Genomic DNA, 19541 nt, shown 5'->3' on the forward strand with positions numbered 1-19541 from the left:
TTTCTTTTTATCCTATCTTTTTGGATCGTTAGCTGCACTCGCCAACAGGTAAAGCCTGTGGTACTAATCGTATCGGCATCTGGTGCTTATAGGAATTCCATAGCAGAACTTGTCGAACTTTACAATAAAGAAAAACCCAAGGTTACAATTAATTGTAATATTGTCGGTTCTGGTGTTATGAAAAAACAAATTGAACAGGGAGTGCCAATCGATATTTACATACCTGCGATCGACCGAGAAATGGACGAGCTACAGTCTTTGGGCTTTGTAATTCCGGAGACCCGTCAATACCTAGCAAAAAACGCTATGGTTTTAATTGTTCCCAAGGAATCATCTCTTCCTATATCTAGCTTTTCTGACTTGACTGACAAACGAGTCAAAACAGTTGCTCTAGGCAATGATAAAATCGCAGGCGGAATATATACAAAACAAGTTTTAAATTATTTTAAAATTTTTGATTTAGTCATGAAAAAAGGCGTTTTTGTTGAAGAAGATATCCGTCAAGTTTTGCAAGCTGTAGAGGCAGGAAACGTAGATGCTGGTATTACTTATTTAACAGAGGCTAAGCTATCAAACGAGGTAAAAATAGTTGCGATCGCACCCAAAATTTCCCACATTCCAGTTATTTCCCCAGTAGCAGTACTTAAAAGATGTGAAAACGTTCCGGAAGCAAAAGATTTTCTTGCTTTTTTGAAGAGCGATCGAGCCGTAGCGATATTTGAAAAATATGGCTTTACTATACCGCAGCCGTAGTTAAAAAATGCCAGAATGTGCCTGAAGCACAAAAATTTATTCAGTTTCTTTCTGGTAAAACAGGTAAAGAGATAGCTGAAAAACATGGCTTTATACTAATCAATAACTAGGTTAATCTACAAATTAATCTGAAATTGATAAACCCAAAATCTCTATCGATTTTTCCAGTACAGTTTTCGGACGAAAAGGTTTTGTCATGTAAAGATCTGCTCCCACCTCATTGCCTTTTTGTTTATCAAATTCTTGACCTTTAGTGACAAAATAATAATTGGTATTGCCATAGTTTGGGGATCGTTTTTCAAAACAGCAGCCACATCAAAACCGCCGATCTGGGGCATCATCACATCCAATAAAATTAGATCTGGCTTAGTATTTTTTACCTGCGTAATAGCATCCATTCCATCTTTAGCTTCTTTTACTTCATACCCCTCATTTTCCAGTTCTTGTCTGAGCAATTCGCGAATGTGAGCGTCATCATCGACAACGAGAATAGTTTTATAATTTTTAGATGGAGCGGGGGATATTTGGACAATACTCTGTCTTACTTGCCTGACCAAAGCATTGATATTAAACTTTGCTACTTCTGCATTGATGCGAGGACTTGTCGGCAGAGTGAAGGAAAAAGTACTGCCACGACCCACTTCGCTTTCCACCCAAATTTTACCACCGTGATGTTCTATAATCTGCTTGCAAATTGGCAGACCCAATCCAGTTCCTTTCGGTTTATCTGTGAGCGTTTCTCCTACTTGCCTGAACTTTTCAAATACCTTGGGCTGGTCAGCGGGAGCAATACCGATGCCTGTATCAGTTACACAAATCAGCATTTCATTCTCCTGCTGTCTGGCACCGATCGTACAACTACCAGTATCTGTGAACTTGATCGCATTGGAAATAAGATTGATAAAAACCTGAATCAAGCGATCGGAATCGCCCATTACTTGCGGGAGTTCGGGATCGAGTTCTTTTTGCAGTGGTATATTTTTAGCTTCGCAAATAGATGCAGTCGCAGCAATTGCCCGGTCAATAATATCCTCAATGTCAGTCGGCTGCATATGCCATTCAATCTTCCCGGCTTCCATCTTGGCAATATCCAAAACATCATTAATCAAAGATGTGAGCCGTTCTGCCTCCGACACAATAATATTGATATTTGCACCCACCTGTCTGACTATTTTTTGGGTTTTGCGATCGTTTGTTTGAATTAAAGGAAAAACACCATCTTCTAACTTTTGCTTAATCAGGGAAGCAAACCCTAACACAGAAGTCAGCGGCGTTCGCAATTCATGGGAGACAGTAGAAATAAAATCCGTCTTCATCCGATCGATTTCTTTTTCTGCCGTGATATCGCGAATCAGGATCACCGCACCGAGTATCTCAGTGCTAACATTTTTTTTGTCATCTTTCGCAATCGCCGTTGCTAAAGCTTGACCGACGCGACCTTTTGTCAGATAGATTTCTGCTGTGAAAACTTGTCTGGGTTTTCCCCGTGTCTGTTCCACTAATTCTAGCACCTTCGCATTAGAGAGAATCTGGCAATCTTTACCGATCAAATCCGTATCTTCTATACCAAACATCAGTAATAAAGCCGGATTAAACCGGGTTATTCGGCAGTCTGGGTCGGTCACTAGCAGCGCATCTGCCAAATTATCGATAATAGCGCTCACATAAGCTAAAGTATTTTCTAATTCGTAGCTTCGCGCTTGCAAACTTTGCAACAAGCTGCCAATTTGCGTTGCCATTGTATTGAGCGTAGAAGCTAGCACCCCCACTTCATCTTTAGATGATTCGATCGCCCGCACGTTTAAGTCTCCACTAGCCATCTTGTGGGCAGTTTCAGTTACCCGAGTCAGATCGCTAACAATTCGAGACACAATCAAAAGCGCTACCGAGGCGATCGGTATGCTCAGAATTGCCATCGCCAGTAATAAGAATTGGCTATTTTGAGCGTTCTCGCCGATCTGTTTGTCTAACAAATTCGCGACACTATCTAGCTGAGCTGCTAAGAAATTAGTTAAAGTGTTGATGTCTGCAAGATATTGCTCATTTTTATCTGGTGAAGCGTTCAGATAAACTTCCAAATTGCGTCGATAAATCCGCCACGTCTCTTCAACTTTATTGAGCTGCGCTAGTACGATCGCATCGGTGACTGGTTTGATTCCCAACTCTGTGGAACCTTTTCGCAATGCGGTTAGCAGGTTTTCAAATTTCTCGATTTCGTCTTTGATGGCAATATCTACAGCAGCTCGGTCTAGGACGGTCTTTTTCGTGCTGCGAAGATTAGCCAGATAAGTCAACTTGAAAGCTGTTCCACGCTGGGAACTTATCTTTGTGCTGAGGGGACTACCTTCCATCGCCTGATTGAGGGCTATTGCCCCAATGCCTACAGCGATCGCATTAATTGCCACCAAACTGGAAAAAAGCAAGCTCAAGCGGTGGCGAATACTCAGCCCGAACCTACGCAGACGGATGCTTTGGGTACGGTTGTGGGAAAACAACTTGCTACCTTTGATGTTTTAAAAATCACTAGTTTGCTCAGCAGTATTCGTAGCGTTTGGATTGGTATTAGCGTTGTTGTTGCTAACTTGATCGGCCCTGTTCGCTTCACCAGCATTATTAGGAGCTTCGCTGCTTGTCTTAGAGGCTTCGCAAGCAACCGCACCAAACATGAGGAGACCGCTGAGTATAAATGGAGTTAGTTTTTTCATTTTTTCTTCCGCCTTGGAACTGCTAAAGGTTTGTGTGACTGTGATGCCAAATTGAGAATAGGTTGGATTTTCTACAAATCGCTAAATGACTGACAAAATCAAGTAAAAAATGCCAAGACTATCGAGTCTGAGGTATTTTTAGCTGAAATCATAATTTTGTCAGTCAATCAGCAGGCACTGGCTCGAACTAAAGAACTTCATCCCGACGATCGATTACAACTACGCGATCGTCTATATTGGCAACATTGTCTCGACGCTCAACAGTGGTAGTAGTGGTAGTAGTGTAGTCAGCATGAGAGGTATCGACGCCTGAGTAATCGTAGACACCCCACTCCTCAATGCCTCGGCGATTGAGAATTGTTTGGGCGCGGCGGATGTCATCTTCGCTACCATCTACTATTACTAAATAGCCGCCGCGAGATACGCGATCGCTATAAACTCTAGCTCTATCTTCCGGAATTCCCAAACCAATTAAGGCACCAATTAAGCCACCAGCAGCCGCACCGATTACACCGCCAGAAAGCGCAGTGGCTATCGCCGTTGCAGTTGCTCCTGCTAGCATAACAGGGCCAATGCCCGGAATTGCTAATGCGCCAAGACCGACAAGTAAGCCTGTTAACCCGCCCAATGCACCGCCTGCGATCGCACCGGTTTTAGCACCTTCGTCCGCGTTGGTGTCATTGTCGATATCCCGCACATCACTGCCAGCAAAGCGATCGGCGTTGCCTGTATCTTTAGCAATTAGAGAAACTTTATCCATCGGAAAGCCAGAGTCTCTCAATTCTCTGAGAGCGTATTCTGCGTCTTGACGGTGAGAAAATACACCAACGGCGCGTCTGTTGTGACCTAAAGCCATTTTTCCTCCTTACGCAAGCTGCTGTGGGCACTAGCAAACTTGCTTAATTAAAAGACTGTTTTTTGATTTGTTCCAATTTCTACTTTCCTTTTTTTTGCAAAAACAAACATCAGCCCACAGGTGTAATACGTTCTCTATCAATAGAGAGATAATTGATTGAATATTGTCAATTTTATATTGTTATTTATCTGCGATATTTTTTACAAAAATAAATCATTTTTATGGCCATAAATTATATTTATAGCAGTTTGTAATAGGCGTAATTTACAGGCTTTTTAGGAGAGATTTTGGTATATATTTTTCGTTTGTAACATAAAATTCAAAGCTCTCAACCGCCCCTACAGCAGATGTATTCGGCTTTTCCGTTGTTGTGGTGATAATCAAAACTATTACCGACGCTCGACAACTCTGCTGCTGGTATTAACAGGTGGGTTCGCTCAGAAGCGTACCCGCAGCTGCACCGATGACACTGCCAGAAACTGTTGTTGCTCAAGCGGTCGCTAGCGCTCCTGCTCACATAACTGGCCCTACACCGGGAATTGCCCAGGCACCGATACCGACAAATTTGACTGAGTGACTTTTGACTTCTCCAGCCCCCAGTCGCAACTAATAGCGGCGATCGCGAACTAAAAGTTCGGTTATACTACCCTTGCTGGATGACGAATGCCGGTAACCTCTTAATTAGTAGAGCTGTTTAATTTTTGGCTCCACTATTGTTGTATTTACTGCTGGCTAGTTGCAGTTGTTGTGGGTGGATGTCGGTGCATAAGTGGTTACTGCCAAAACTAAGTGAAGTTTTAGCCCAAAGTACGCCAAATTGGGCTGAGGAATCCCCCTTAACCGCCAAATCTGGGAGGGGAAAGTGGAAGGCTGCAACCGAGATTGATACTCAGCAGCCATCTAAAAATAGGATCGCGTTGCAGCAATTGAAGTCAGAACAAGAATGGCGTGGGGCGATCGCTGCTGTTGAGATGATGCTGCGATCGACTTTATCCTGTAACGATGGGGAAGAAATCGATCCAACCCCCCACGGATTGATTTTAGCTGGGCCAGTGCCTATCTTGAGCGATTCAGCGATAAACTCTCGCTTCCAAACTTGGATTTTCAGCACCCAGCTCGCTCATCCCGGCGCTTGGATGCCGTTTCAGCTGCCTCCCGCCCAAGAGGGCAACCTAAAAACAAACTATTATAGTAACTTCCTGCCTTTGCTGCCAGTCGATCCTTTGGCAGGCGAACAGTTCTGTTTAGTTTTAACTCATAGTTTCAGCTTGGTGATGGTTTTGGGAGAAGACTCCACCAATCAACCAGCTTTTATGTTTTCTTTTGAACCAGAAGTTGTTCGAGATGCTTGGCTAGCGCTCAGAAATCGAGTATTTCTGGGTTCTCCAGACCGGATTTGGCAACTGGATGCGTTTTTTGAGCAATTTGCGCCCATTGCGCCGGATTACCGAACGGTGATGCAATTTACGCGCCTGTTGCTCAAACACATACCGGAAGAACCGTCAACAGTCAGCACTCACTCCTCAGTTGCGAGCGCTCAGCCGTCAGCGGCTAGCGACAAGGAACAACAGACAACGGATATGAGTGTGGAATTGTTGCAGGCATTTGCACACGAAGTCAGGACACCTTTGGCTACAATTCGCACCCTGACGCGATTGTTGCTCAAGCGCAAGAATTTGGCAGCAGACATTATCAAGCGGTTGGAAATTATCGATCGCGAATGTACCGAGCAAATCGATCGTATGGAGTTGCTTTTCCGAGCTGCGGAATTGGAAACAGCCGCTACAGAATCTTCACCGGTTCACCTCACCCAGGTGTCGCTTGCTCAAGTTTTTCAGCAAAGTTTACCGCGTTGGGAAAAACAAGCTTCTCAGCGCAATCAAACTCTAGATGTGATTTTGCCACAACAGATGCCGCAGGTAGTCAGCGATCCGACTATGCTCGATCGCGTTCTGACCGGCTTGATTGAAAATTTCACCCGCAGCTTACCTGCCGGTAGCCATATCCAAGTTCAGGTGATGCCAGCCGGAAATCAACTCAAGTTGCAAGTTCAACCCCAAACTGGCGGTGTAATTTCTGAGTGCGAAAAACAACAGCCGCCTCAAGTGCAGGCTACTCAATCAACTCGGAAGTCGATCGGTCAATTGCTGATGTTCCAACCGGAAACAGGTAGTTTGAGTCTTAACCATAGCGTTACCAAAAATATTTTCCACGCGCTGGGTGGAAAATTGATTGTGCGGCAACGCCCACAGCAAGGCGAAGTCTTCACTATTTTCTTGCCCTTGGACTCCAATGCTACTGAAATTCCGTGGCAACGCGAAAATTTGCGATCGCCACAGCACAATGGGCCTACGATAGTTGGTAAGACTAAGTAAATTGTATTTTTGGATACAATTTACCCGGCGATAGGGTCTAGTGATTATATAAGTAAATTTAATAGTATATCAGCTTTAGGCCAACCCTCTCATGGCCATAAGAATCGTTCTATGAAGGCTTTTTTATTGATATCTGTTAAATTAAATACGTGAAAAATAGCTATGCTACATTATATGTAATTAAAAAAGGTAAACGGGTTACGCTGGCAATTAAAGCTATCCGTCGCCAAGATACTAGCATTAGCAATTCTTACTGACCTTTTAGCATTAATTTATCCTTAGATATTGTGTTAGGTTTTTATCCTCCTTTCATGCGGAAAATGAGTGATTACACAGTGCTCTAAAAGCAGAAGTATGCTATGGACAACCATTTTCGTATCCACCAACAAAAAGCCGATTTGCTGCTTCCCGAAAAGCAGCTTGTTGTATTCGGCTTGCTTGTGCTAAAGCAGCGCGATTTCTGCCATGTGTTCTCAAGTATTCTCTAGCAGCTTGTGCGCCTGCTTCACGGGCTTCTGCACCAAAAATGAAGCATTGACGCAAAACAGGGTCTGAATTTTCCGCAGCAACTTGTCTGGCTTTTTGATAGTACATAATCGCTGTATCATAGTCACCTTTTTTGGCAGCTTGTTGTGCTAAGTTATCATATCTACTCCATTCAGGTATAAGGTCAGTTTGGGCAAAGCTGAGAAGCGTTGAAGCTGCTACTATGACTAATGCCGATAGGATTACAGATGCAAGTTTCATTGATTTGAATAGGATTTGGGTACATAGTTAATATTACCACAAAGTTGAACTCGCTAACGCTAGAACAAAATTAGCATTGGGCTACCCGCATTTCTCACAAACTGTGCGATAGTGAACCACAAAAGCCTTACTGGATAAGGGTTTTACTGTGCATACACCCACTTGCTGAATCCAACAGTGTGCGAACAGGTATTAATTCAAAATAATCAGAAATTAGAGTTATAAAAAATGAAAAATTAATCGTTTTTTTAAAGATAATTAAATTATTTAATCATTAATTGACGGGTAAATAAATCTGCTATAATTGAAAATCAAAAAATCTAATGTCAATCAACTTATGACTCCCAGTTCTCGAAAAAAAGCCAGCAAGCATAAGCAATTCAACTTGGGAAAAGTTAAACAAAAAGAAATCATTGCTAATTTTTCGGGAGGGAGCATCACTTTAAATGCCGGAATTATCTTAATAGCTGAATTAGATAAAAAATTAAAAATTAGCAAGCGGTTCGCTGATTCTTTTCAATATTATAGAAATTCCTCTTATATAAAACCAAGTCTATCTACCTGTGGTTTGACAAAAGGCTGGTTAACGCCCTTAATCCATAAGATTTATTAATCTTTCTCGGCAATTAACCAACTTTGAGTGAAAAGGTAAGTTTTGTATCAAAAGCTACATTTTATTCACCTTTTTAGAGCGATCGCAAAAGTTTTCGGTCTACTGACTATTGCCTGTAACAGACAGAAGCGGAACTCTGCCTAAAACGCTGCGTCTAGAGGATATTATTAGAAAATCCAGCACCAACAGCCAATAGACTATTTCCATTATCAGCAAAAATAAGTATTTTTTCTGATATACATAAACTCATTCTGGTGTCAAGATATCATATACAAAAAAATTATATTTTGGGAGAATACCTTTGATGCTTGCATTATCGGGATACAAAATTACACAAGAGATTGTCTCTGGCTTTAGAACCGCGATCTTTAGAGGATATGACGAGCAACAGCATTCATTAGTAATCATTAAAGTCCTTAAATCAGACTATCCCACTGTTGAAGAGATTACCCGCTTAAAACAAGAATATAAAATTACTCATAATCTTGAGTGCGAAGGGATAGTTAAAGCTATAAATTTTAAAAAATATCTTCATGGTTTTGCTTTAATTTTAGAAGATTTTGGCGGTCAATCCCTGCAACAGTTAATAGCCTCTCGACAAATCTCGCTAAGTGAATTTTTAAATATAGCGATCGCACTAGCACGCACGTTATACGAACTGCATAAGCTATCCATAATTCATAAAGATATTAAGCCTTCAAATATTATCATTAATCCCTTAACAGAACAGGTCAAAATTACAGATTTTAGCATTGCCACACGCTTAGATCGAGAAACTCAAATTATCAACAATCCCAACTCACTAGAAGGCACCCTAGCTTATATGTCTCCAGAGCAAACTGGTCGGATGAATCGCGCTCTGGACTATCGCACAGACTTCTATTCTCTGGGTGTCACCTTCTATGAAATTTTAACAGGACAATTACCCTTTACAACTACAGATACCCTGGAATTAGTTTACTGCCATATTGCTGTTAAACCCGTCCCGCCTCACCAATTAAATCCAGAAATTCCAAGCGCTGTTTCAGAAATAACCATGAAGTTATTAGCCAAAACCGCTGAGGAGCGATATCAAAGTGCTGAGGGACTAAAATTTGACCTAGAAAACTGTTTAGAACAGTTACAAAGAACAGGCAAAATAGAAAAGTTTACCCCCGGTAAACGGGATAAGAAAGGTCAATTCCTCATCCCGCAAAAACTCTATGGCAGAGAAGCAGAAGTTGCCACGCTAATGGCTACTTTTGAAAGAGTTAGTGCTGGCGCAAGGGAAATGATGCTGATTGCAGGTTATTCAGGTATTGGCAAATCGGCTTTAGTCAATGAAGTTCACAAACCGATCGTGCAAGCGCGAGGCTATTTTATCGCTGGCAAGTTCGATCAGTTTCAGCGGAATATTCCTTACGCTGCCTTAATTCAAGCTTTTCGTTCATTAATGCAGCAATTGCTCACCGAAAGTGCCGAAAAACTAGAAATTTGGCAACAAAAATTGTTAGAAGCTTTGGGACAAAACGGTCAAATAATTATTGATGTTATTCCCGAAGTTGAATTAATTATCGGTATGCAATCACCTGTACCGGAACTCGGCCCAACAGAATCGCAAAATCGATTTAATCGAGTATTTCAACAATTCATCCACGTTTTTTGTCAAGCCGACCATCCCTTAGTCGTATTCCTAGATGATTTACAGTGGGCAGATGCAGCATCTCTAAAATTAATCGAACTTTTGATGACCGATCCAGATAGCAAATATTTATTAACTATAGGAGCATATCGAGACAATGAAGTAAGTGCTACCCATCCTCTAATTCAGAAATTAGAGTCGATTCAAAAAGCTGGTGCGATGGTCAATACGATCGTTCTTAAAACTTTAAATATTAGCCACGTCAGTCAATTAATAGCTGATACTATTGATGAATCTGAAAAGTCCAAGTTTCTAGCAGAACTTGTTTTCAACAAAACCCAAGGTAATCCCTTCTTCTTGACCCAGTTACTCAAAACTCTGTACTCGGAAAAACTGCTAACCTATGATTTCAGCAACGCCCGCTGGCAGTGGGACTTTAAGCAAATTCAAGCAATTGGTATCGCCGATTATAACATTGTTGAATTAGTTGCTAGAAATATTAAAAAACTACCAAAAAATACACAGAATGTATTAAAATTAGCAGCTTGTATTGGGAACTTATTTAACTTAAATGTGCTTGCTATTGTTAATGAGTCATCTGCTTCAAACACGGCAACATTTTTATGGGATGCACTGCAAGCAGGCTTGATATTGCCATTATCCGAAACTTATAAAATACCCCTTGTTTTTCTGCCAGAAGAACTAGGCACTTTAGCATTTGATGATTCTAAAGTAAGTTACAAATTTTTGCACGATCGCGTCCAGCAAGCAGCTTATTCTTTGATTCCTGAAGCCGAAAAACAAACTACTCATCTAAAAATAGGGCAAATGTTGCTAAAGAATAATACGCCACAGGAGCGAGACGTAAATATCTTTGATATTGTTAACCAGCTAAATTTTGGTGTTGATTTAATCGCGGATAAGTCCGAAAAATATGAACTAGCTTCCCTGAATTTGATAGCAGGTCAAAAAGCAAAGTCTGCAACAGCTTATGAAGCCGCTTTGAAGTATTTAAATATGGGCATTAAACTCTTGGCAGCAGATAGTTGGTTGCACCAGTATGATCTGACGCTGAATCTATATGTGGAAGCAGTGGAGGCAGAATATTTAAACACCAATTTTGACCGTGCATCTGAATACGCTGAAATCGTCTTGCAACAAGCGAAACAATTGTTGGATAGAGTCAAAGTGTACGAAGCTAAAATGCAAATGTATATGGCTAAAATGCAGATGCCATTAGCTCTTGATACTGGAATTTCTGTGTTGGAGATGCTTGGAGTTTCCCTAGAGAATGAACCTCCGAAAACCTCCATTGAAGATCTAATTAATCTCCCAGAAATGAATGATATCTACAAGCTTGCAGCTATGAGGTGCTTAATTAACCTTTTTTCTGCTGTTTATGTAGCAAACCCAGCGCAGTTGCCTCAGATTATATTTACGCTGGTACATCTATCTATTAAATATGGTAATTCTTCAGCTTCCGCTTGCGGATATGTTTTGTATGCTTTACTCCTCTGTGGATCGATGGGAGACATCGATTCTGGATATCGGTATGGTGAACTGGCTTTAAGAATATTAGATAAATTCAATGCCAGAGAAATTAAATGTAGAGTATTATGTATATTTAATGGTCTTGTAAGAATTTGGCAAGAGCATTTGTATCAAACCCTAGAATCTTTGAGAGAAACCATTCAAATTGGACTTGAAACTGGAGATATTGAATATGCCGGCTATGCAGCTAACAATTATTGTTATCACAGTTTTTTCCTGGCAGAGCATTTAGAACTAATCGCTAAAAAGTCAGACCAATACATTAACTTGATGCTTAAATTGAAACAAGATTTTTCTGCAAATAACAAAAAAATCTTAAGACAAATGGTTTTGAATTTTTTGGGGCAGACAGAGGACAAGTGCCGTTTAATTGGTGGGGCTTTTAACGAAACCTCCATGCTGCCTATTTTTATTAAAGCCAAAAATTCCTTTTCACTTTTTAGTGTGTATTTAGCAAAAACTATACTTACTTATTATTTTAAAGAACCTATAAAAGCAGTTAAAAATGCTTTGATGGCAGGGGAATATGTAGAAGCTGTTACCGGAGGTATCGGTGCTGTCGAACACAATTTCTACCACTCTCTGGCTCTTTTAGCTAATTACACCAATGTCCACCCTGATGAGCAACAAAAATACCTGCTTGAGATTTCAGCAAACCAAGAAAAAATGCAAGTATGGGCGCTTCATGCGCCAATGAATTATCAACATAAATACGATTTAGTAGAGGCAGAGAAAGCGCGAGTTTTGGGGCAAAATGAACAAGCGATCGCACTGTACGATCGCGCCATACTTGCAGCAGGCGAACAAGGTTACATTCAAGAAGAAGCACTTGCCAACGAACTAGCAGCCGAATTCCACGCCGCACGCAGTTCGCACAAAATTGCTCAGTTCTATCTCACAGAAGCTTACTATGGTTATATTCGCTGGGGAGCAACCGCGAAAGTAAATGACTTAGAATCGAAATATCCGCAATACCTTTCTAAAATTACATCCCAAAAAGCCACAAGTATTGATATCTATCATACAACAACTACCACAAGTAGAGGCATTGAAGGCGTATTAGATTTGGCAACAGTAATGAAAGCGTCTTTAGCTATTTCCAGCGAAATAATGATGAGTCAACTAATCTGCCAATTAATGAAGATTGCGATTGAAAATGCAGGAGCGACCAAAGGCTCTATTATCTTGGTAGAAAACGGAAAATTTATTATTGAAGCTGCGGTAGAACTTCAGGGAAACGCTATCATCTTTTTGCCGACTTTGCCAATTGAAATTAGTAAATCTGTACCGTTGGCGATCCTGAACTACGTGCAAAGAACTCAAGAAAGTGTGCTACTAACCCAAACGAAAACTCAAGAAAGACTTCTGGCAGATCCTTACATTGCTGAAAAGCAACCGAAGTCTCTGTTATGTACCCCAATTATACAACAAAAAAAACTTATCGGTCTGTTTTACTTAGAAAATAACTTGGCGACAGATGCTTTTACATCAGAAAGATTAGAAGTATTAAAACTGCTTTCCTCTCAAGCTGCTATTTCTCTGGAAAATGCTCGTTTAGTTGCTAGTTTAGAAGATGCCAAGCAGCAATTAGAAGAATACTCGCAAAGGCTGGAAGTAAAAGTCGAATCAAGAACGCAAGAACTACAAAAAAGCAATCAGGATTTGCAGTCAACCCTCCAAAAGCTGCAACAAACGCAGACTCAACTAATTCAAACTGAAAAAATGTCTAGTTTGGGTCAGCTAGTTGCTGGGATTGCCCATGAAATTAATAACCCGATTAATTTCATCTATGGTAATCTAACTCATGCTAATGAATATACAGCAGATTTATTACGGTTGATTGAACTTTACCAAGAGACTTACTCCCAAAATACGCCAGAAATTGATTCAGAAACTGAAGCGATCGACCTCGATTTTATTAAACAAGATTTACCGAAAATATTAACTTCCATGAAAGTAGGGAGCGATCGCATTCGTCAGCTTGTGTTGTCATTGCGGAATTTCTCCAGGCTTGATGAAGCGGAAATGAAATCGGTTGATATTCATTCTGGTATCGATAGCACGCTCCTAATTTTACAGCATCGCCTGAAAGGAACGGCTGAACAACCAGCCATTCAAATTATTAAAGAATACTCCGAACTGCCAGCGGTAGAATGCTATGCGGGACAGATGAATCAGGTATTTATGAATATCCTTACTAATGCGATCGATGCTCTGGAACAACAATCAAAAGACAACGCTCAGCCAGCAGCATTTACACCAAATATTTGCATTCGCACGCGAGTTGTCAGTGGCGATCGCGTAGCTATCCATATTATAGATAATGCGCTGGGGATGGCTCCTCATGTCCGCTCTAGATTATTTGAGCCTTTCTTTACCACCAAACCCATCGGTAGCGGTACGGGTTTGGGATTGGCTATCAGTTACCAAATTGTGGTGGAAAAGCATGGCGGACAATTGAAATGCTTTTCTGAAGTTGGTAAGGGAAGTGAATTCGCGATCGAAATTCCTATTAAACCTATCCAACTATAACTGGAGTTTAGGGTATCATCTTCGTGACAAAAAGCAACCTGTTTTTTTTTGACAAGTATTAGTCTACGCCGCACACGGTAAGGAGTTAAGCGATACTTCTCACCCCTTCATAGCCGCTCCCGAAGTCAACCCCAGAATCCTTAAAAATTTTGCCAACCCACGAGTCCGATACGGAGAACTAAAAAATTGGTTAAATCTTTGCTATAAGCAGTTAGTGATGGGATAAAATTAAACTATCACTAACCGCTAAACAATAACAAATGAAAACTTTTCGACAGCGGCAACGCTGGTATGTATTATTTTTAGTCAGTTTCCTGCTTTGTACTTTGCTAGATACAGCGGTTTCCGCATCGCAGGTAAGATTTACAGATATTGAGAAAGCGTCGATTTCAGATTTTAAAAATCTATCGGTTGAAAATGCCAATGTCAAAACCGAAATTTCAAATTTACAATTATCTGTTAACCAGTTAGTCCAGCAAGGACAGGGGTTTTATGAAGCTGGCAAATATGGTGAAGCAATTAATCTCTGGCAACAAGCCCTTTCCCAAACTTCAGCTTCAGAGGAGCGGGCAGTAATTTACAGCAACTTGGCTCTTGCTTTTAGGCAAATAGGCCAGATCGATAAAGCGATCGCGCAGTGGGAACAAGCCATTCAAATTTATCAAAAAGCAGGCGATCGCAACTCGCGCACTCAGCAAGCTAAATTAATCGTAGAACAAGCACAAGCTTATAGCGAACTGGGACAGCACAAACGAGCCATCCAGCTTTTACAAACTTCTCTCTTAATTGCACAGCATCAGCGAGACCGCCTCACCGAAGCAGCAGTAGAGGCAGCATTGGGCAATTCTTATTGGTCTTTGGGAGACTACGAACAAGCTATTTCTTCCCTCCAAAATAGCTTGCAAATAGCTCGTGAATTAAAAGATGGAGCATCGGTCAATCAAAATATTCCCAATTACCGATCGGCTTTGATTCAAACTGCACTCAACAACTTGGGAAATGTTTTTGCCAAACGAGCGGATCGATATCTTTATCAAGCTCATGTAGCCCAAATAGAAGGTGATGCACGAGAAAATGCGCGGTTAAATAACCTAGCCAAACAGGATATTTTTGCTGCCAAAAAAGCCTTGCAAGAAAGCATTCAAGTGAGAGTAAGCGATACTGTAACTGTACAAGCTTTACTGAATTTAAATCGCTTGCTAGAGCGGCATAGCACTACATTCAGCAACTCTACATCAGTTGGCTCGGCGGGCGGCAATAATTTTCAGGGCGTCACAGAGCCGGATGCAGTTAATTCAGAAGCGATCGCTAAAAATCGGGAGCAGGCTTATGAGTTGCTGCAAAAAATACCTGACTCGCGGGAAAAATCCTATGCCTTAATTAATTTAGGCGTAGGATCGGAGCCATCTGCTGCTGCCAAAATATTTGCTGATGCGATCGCTGTATCGAGGCATATTGGCGACAGCAGAGCCGAATCTTTTGCGCTTGGCAGTTTAGCGCAATTATACGAAAAAGCACATCAATATACCGAAGCAATGGATCTAAATCGCCAAGCTTTATTTGCTGCCCAGAAAATAAATGCTGTTGATAGTCTCTATCGCTGGCAATGGCAGGCAGGGCGGATCGAAAAAGCCACTGGCAAAATTCCCAAAGCCATATCTTACTACTCTGAAGCGATCGCATCGCTCCAAAGTATACGCAGCGACATTCTCGCGGCTAACAAAGACTTGCAATTTGACTTTCGCGATTCTGTAGAACCAGTTTATCGGCAAATGATGGGGCTGCTTTTACAACCATCAAACTCAGTTGGCTCTGACGGCGGCAATATTTATACGTCACCCGCAGAGATGAATAACGGTGAAACACAACCGAAAAATTTAAGTAAAGTTATCGATATTCTGGAGTTACTTAAATTAGCAGAATTGCAGAATTTCTTCGGCGACGAGTGCGTGCAAGTAGCCAAAGAAAACGCCCAAAATGATGGCAATTTAGCCGATCTAGATGCAGCAATAGTTTACTCGGTTATTTTGGACGATCGCACAGAAATGATTGTGCGATCGCCTGAAGGAAAACTAAAAAATTATACCGTCGCGATGGGGCAAAAGCAACTACAACAAGAAATAGATCGATTGCGCTTGTTATTGGAAAACAGAGCCACAGAAGAATACCTGCCTCAAGCTCAAAAAATCTACGATTTGTTGATTTGGCCAATGGAGAAAGATGGGGAATTAATAAATATTAAAACCCTCGTTTTTATTAACGATGGAGTGTTGCGAAAAATCCCGATGGCAGCATTGCACGACGGCAAACAATTTTTAATCCAAAAATATGCGATCGCCACAACACCAAGCCTGAGCCTAACTGCCAGCAAACCAGTCGAGCGCCGCAACTTCAAAGCTCTCAGCGTTGGTTTAACAGTCGAACGGCCACCATTTGCACCCCTTGCCAATGTAGCAACCGAAGTAGCAGAAGTGCAAAAGATTTTGGGAGGAACCAAACTCTTAGATAAAGATTTTACCTTAAATCGCTTAGAAACAGAACTGCGCCAAAATAACTTTCCCATCATTCATATGGCTACCCACGGTAAATTTGGCGTCGATGCTGCCAGTACCTTTTTATTGGGATACGATCGCCGGATCGGGATCGATGAAATTGATAATTTATTGCGATTCGCGGGACGAAATAACGCTGCAAATAAAAACAAACAACCAGTAGAACTGCTCACATTAAGTGCCTGTCAAACTGCCGCCGGAGATAACCGCGCTGCACTGGGAATTGCTGGCGTTGCGGTTCGTGCGGGAGTAAGAAGTGCCCTGGCTAGTTTGTGGTATATTAATGACGAAGCAACCGTACCGCTAATTGAAGCATTTTATACCCAATTGCGCCAACCTAACATTAGCAAAGCGGAAGCGCTACGAAGAGCGCAAATGAAATTGATTGCTTCAGATGACTACAGTCATCCAGGAGTTTGGTCGCCCTTGATACTGATTGGCAATTGGCTATAGTTTACTAGCTGAGTTGGCTTAAGAATATCGTCATATCAAATGGACAGACTACGCTGGTAACGCCAGTGCAACTTTTTGCCATACGCGCTGAGGGACAAGGTAATGCGGCTAATGTCGATCGTTTAATTTATAAGTAGTTCTTGAGACTCGCTCACGAGTCTTTGATACTGGTGGGTGAGTTGTCAACTCTTCTCAATGAGTATTTTTCCTTTTCTCCTTTCTCCGCTAGCCTTTTTTTGACTTTTGAATCCATGAATTTTGACTTTTTCTACCCCCTAGATTAGAAATGTGCAAAAACTTTTTATTTTCCCCTTAACCTTTTGCCTTATCACTGCCAGAGTATCGGCACAAATTGTACCCGATGCCACTTTGCCAGTTAATTCTATTGTTAACCGACAGGGCAATACCCACTCGATCGACGGAGGAACTAGAACAGGTAACAACCTATTTCACAGTTTTCAAGAATTTTCTATTCCCAGCGATAGTAGCGCATTTTTCAACAACGCTCTCGATATTCAAAATATATTCACTCGCGTCACCGGTGGAAATATTTCTCATATAGATGGTATTATCAAAGCTAACGGCAGCACCAACATATTCTTCCTCAATCCCAACGGAATTATTTTTGGCCCGAACGCGCAGCTAAATATCGGCGGTTCCTTTCTAGCTAGTACCGCCAATACCATTTTGTTCGCAGATAAAACAGAATTTAGCGCTGTTGAACCAAATTTTCCACCCCTACTCGCTGTGAGCGTTCCTGTTGGTTTGCAATTTGGCAGATCGCATCCGGGTACAATGGAAGTGCAAGGGTCAAATCTCGCCGTACAAACTGGAAACACTTTGGCACTTCTGGGTGGTGATGTCACAATTTCTGGCAGCAACAATCCCCAAGCAACTGGTTTAACTGCGGGTGGAATTCCCTTAACAATAGTAGCAGGAAATGTCGTACCAACTACAAGGGGCGGACGGATTGAATTGGGCAGCGTTACTTCTGGTAAAGTGTCGATCGCACCCACTCAACTCGGTTTTGCTTTCGGCTATTCAGATATTCAAAGCTTTGGTAACATTCAACTATTAAATGGAGCAACTGTCGATACTAGCGGTACAGGCGGCGGTGAAATTCAAGTAACAGCGCAAAATTTGCAATTGCAAGATCGATCGCGCATTATATCTATTACTTTGGGTACCGATAACGGCGGCACAATAATTGCCAATACTGCTGAATCATTACAAATGATAGGCACAGGAGAATATGATGAAAATATTAGACGATTCGTGTCTGGAAATCTTACTATTGATGGTCTCCGAAATGGTTTTTTCAGCATCAGCTTTGGTGCGGGAGCCGCTGGTAATATTATAATTAATAGTCGCGATTTTATGGCTAGCAATGGCACCTACGTTACTACTTCCACTTTTAGCACAGGTCGCGGTGGAGATATCGCGGTAAATGCTACAGAATCGATAGATTTGAGCGCATCGTTTTTGGCGACAGGCTCTGGAGTTGGCAATGGCGGGAATGCCGGAAAATTGACCCTAAATACGCGCAATTTTAGAGCGCGGGATAATGCCTTTCTGTCAACTTCTACTATTGGGGGAGGCGAAGGCGGAAATTTGCTTGCCAACGTTGCTGAGTCGCTAGAATTGATTGGCAGTAACCCAATTTATATTTCGCCAATTGTGCGCCTTTTCACTGGTTTTTTTACCAGCAGTTTGGGTACGGGAAATGCTGGTAAATTGCAAGTAAATACTGGACGGTTAACAGTGCGATCGGGCGCAGGATTGGCAGCCAGTTCGTTTTCTCAAGGAAATGGGGGGGATATCGTCATTAATGCTTTGTCAATGATAGAATTAATGAGCAAGTCTCCCGACGGTACGGCTCTCAGTTCTGTTGCTGCTGTTACCGAGCCTGGCTCTACAGGCAATGGGGGAAATCTCATCGTAAATACTGGTAATCTCATTCTTCAAGATGGAGGCAGACTCAGCGTTCGCAGTCGAGGTACCGGAAGAACTGGCAATTTAGATATTAAAGCTGATTCTATTTTTCTTGTAAAAGAAGGTGGATTTGAAGGAACAGCAATAAAGGGAGAAGGTGCAGATATAAATGTCATATCTAGAACCTTGCTACTGGACGAAAATAGTTTCATGTCCGCTACTGCTGGTACAGAAGGCGGTGCGGGTAACGGAGGCAATATTACTATTTTTACAAATACATTAGTTGTGAAAAAAAATAGTGAAATTAATGCCAATGCTTTCTCCGGTCAAGGAGGTAATATACAAATCAACAGTCAAGGAATTTTTATTTCCCCAGATAGCGCTATTACTGCCAGTTCTGAAAATGGAATTAGTGGCGTAGTGCAAGTCAGAACTACTGATAGCAAAGTACCAAATATTTTCGCTCCATTGCTGAATAATTTTGACGTTTCTTCAGCTGTTTTAACAACCAGTTGCCTTGTGCGGGGAAAGAGTTTACAAAACAGTTTTACTTTCATCGGTACAGGCGGTTTACCCAGCAATCCCTACGACGCTCTTACCAGTCGTTACAATCTCACCGTAATTGAAAATATAAGCTCAAGCAAAAGTCCTGAAATGCCGCAAAGTTTACCCTTACCTGTATGGCGCGAACAAGACCCAATTCAGGAAGCGCAAGGAATTGCAATCCTAGCTGATGGTAGCATTATTTTAGGAACAAGCTCTCAATTGGCAGTTGTTGCCAATGCTAACAATTTAATTTGTCAATTTTAATATGGCAGGTGGGCTCAAATACCTAAATAAATAAAATAGCA

The 19541-nt window shown here is 41.5% G+C and carries 11 protein-coding genes and 1 pseudogene; 8 read left to right on the forward strand and 4 right to left on the reverse strand.

Annotation, left to right across the window (positions count from 1 at the left end):
- Positions 1-57 precede the first annotated feature (57 nt).
- Both modA and ACE1CD_RS03455 read left to right on the forward strand, forming a co-directional pair.
- Positions 58-753 carry a molybdate ABC transporter substrate-binding protein gene (gene modA / locus ACE1CD_RS03450; protein WP_374821650.1) on the forward strand — a complete coding sequence of 232 codons (696 nt, stop codon included), beginning with the start codon at positions 58-60 and terminating at the stop codon, positions 751-753.
- A gap of 17 nt (positions 754-770) precedes the next feature.
- Entirely contained in the window at positions 771-863 is a 93-nt protein-coding gene (locus ACE1CD_RS03455) for a hypothetical protein (protein WP_374821653.1), read from the forward strand.
- A gap of 84 nt (positions 864-947) precedes the next feature.
- Here the strand turns inward: ACE1CD_RS03455 and ACE1CD_RS03460 are convergent, their stop codons facing one another.
- From ACE1CD_RS03460 to ACE1CD_RS03470, 3 genes are all read right to left on the reverse strand, one after another.
- The gene (locus ACE1CD_RS03460) at positions 948-3248 is read right to left on the reverse strand and encodes an ATP-binding protein (RefSeq protein WP_374821656.1); all 2301 of its coding nucleotides are present in this window, start codon (positions 3246-3248) and stop codon (positions 948-950) included.
- An 18-nt stretch (positions 3249-3266) separates the two neighbouring features.
- Entirely contained in the window at positions 3267-3458 is a 192-nt protein-coding gene (locus ACE1CD_RS03465) for a hypothetical protein (RefSeq protein ID WP_374821659.1), read from the reverse strand.
- Positions 3459-3645: 187 nt separating this feature from the next.
- A complete protein-coding gene (locus tag ACE1CD_RS03470) occupies positions 3646-4314 on the reverse strand; it encodes a general stress protein (RefSeq protein WP_374790658.1) in 669 nt (222 codons plus the stop codon).
- 427 nt (positions 4315-4741) lie between these two features.
- Between ACE1CD_RS03470 and ACE1CD_RS03475 the strand changes: the two genes are divergently transcribed.
- A complete protein-coding gene (locus ACE1CD_RS03475) occupies positions 4742-4891 on the forward strand; it encodes a hypothetical protein (protein WP_374790660.1) in 150 nt (49 codons plus the stop codon).
- 124 nt (positions 4892-5015) lie between these two features.
- Complete coding sequence (locus ACE1CD_RS03480) at positions 5016-6689, forward strand: sensor histidine kinase (RefSeq protein WP_374790662.1); 1674 nt, start codon at positions 5016-5018, stop codon at positions 6687-6689.
- Between the two features lie 357 nt (positions 6690-7046).
- Here the strand turns inward: ACE1CD_RS03480 and ACE1CD_RS03485 are convergent, their stop codons facing one another.
- The gene (locus tag ACE1CD_RS03485) at positions 7047-7436 is read right to left on the reverse strand and encodes a hypothetical protein (RefSeq protein WP_374821662.1); all 390 of its coding nucleotides are present in this window, start codon (positions 7434-7436) and stop codon (positions 7047-7049) included.
- 337 nt (positions 7437-7773) lie between these two features.
- On the opposite strand from ACE1CD_RS03485, the pseudogene ACE1CD_RS03490 reads away from it, so the two are divergent.
- The 4 genes and pseudogenes from ACE1CD_RS03490 to ACE1CD_RS03505 all read left to right on the forward strand — a co-directional run.
- Positions 7774-7992, forward strand: a pseudogene (locus ACE1CD_RS03490) (transposase); the annotation flags it as partial.
- Positions 7993-8353: 361 nt separating this feature from the next.
- On the forward strand, positions 8354-13753 hold the full coding sequence (locus ACE1CD_RS03495; protein WP_374821665.1) for an AAA family ATPase: 5400 nt from the start codon (positions 8354-8356) through the stop codon (positions 13751-13753).
- A gap of 260 nt (positions 13754-14013) precedes the next feature.
- Positions 14014-16758, forward strand: coding sequence for a CHAT domain-containing protein (locus ACE1CD_RS03500; protein ID WP_374821667.1), 2745 nt, complete (start codon positions 14014-14016; stop codon positions 16756-16758).
- Between the two features lie 288 nt (positions 16759-17046).
- Complete coding sequence (locus ACE1CD_RS03505) at positions 17047-19500, forward strand: filamentous hemagglutinin N-terminal domain-containing protein (RefSeq protein WP_374821669.1); 2454 nt, start codon at positions 17047-17049, stop codon at positions 19498-19500.
- Positions 19501-19541: the final 41 nt, after the last annotated feature.

It is taken from the genome of Aerosakkonema sp. BLCC-F183, assembly GCF_041929145.1.
Taxonomy (GTDB): Bacteria; Cyanobacteriota; Cyanobacteriia; order Cyanobacteriales; family Aerosakkonemataceae; genus Aerosakkonema.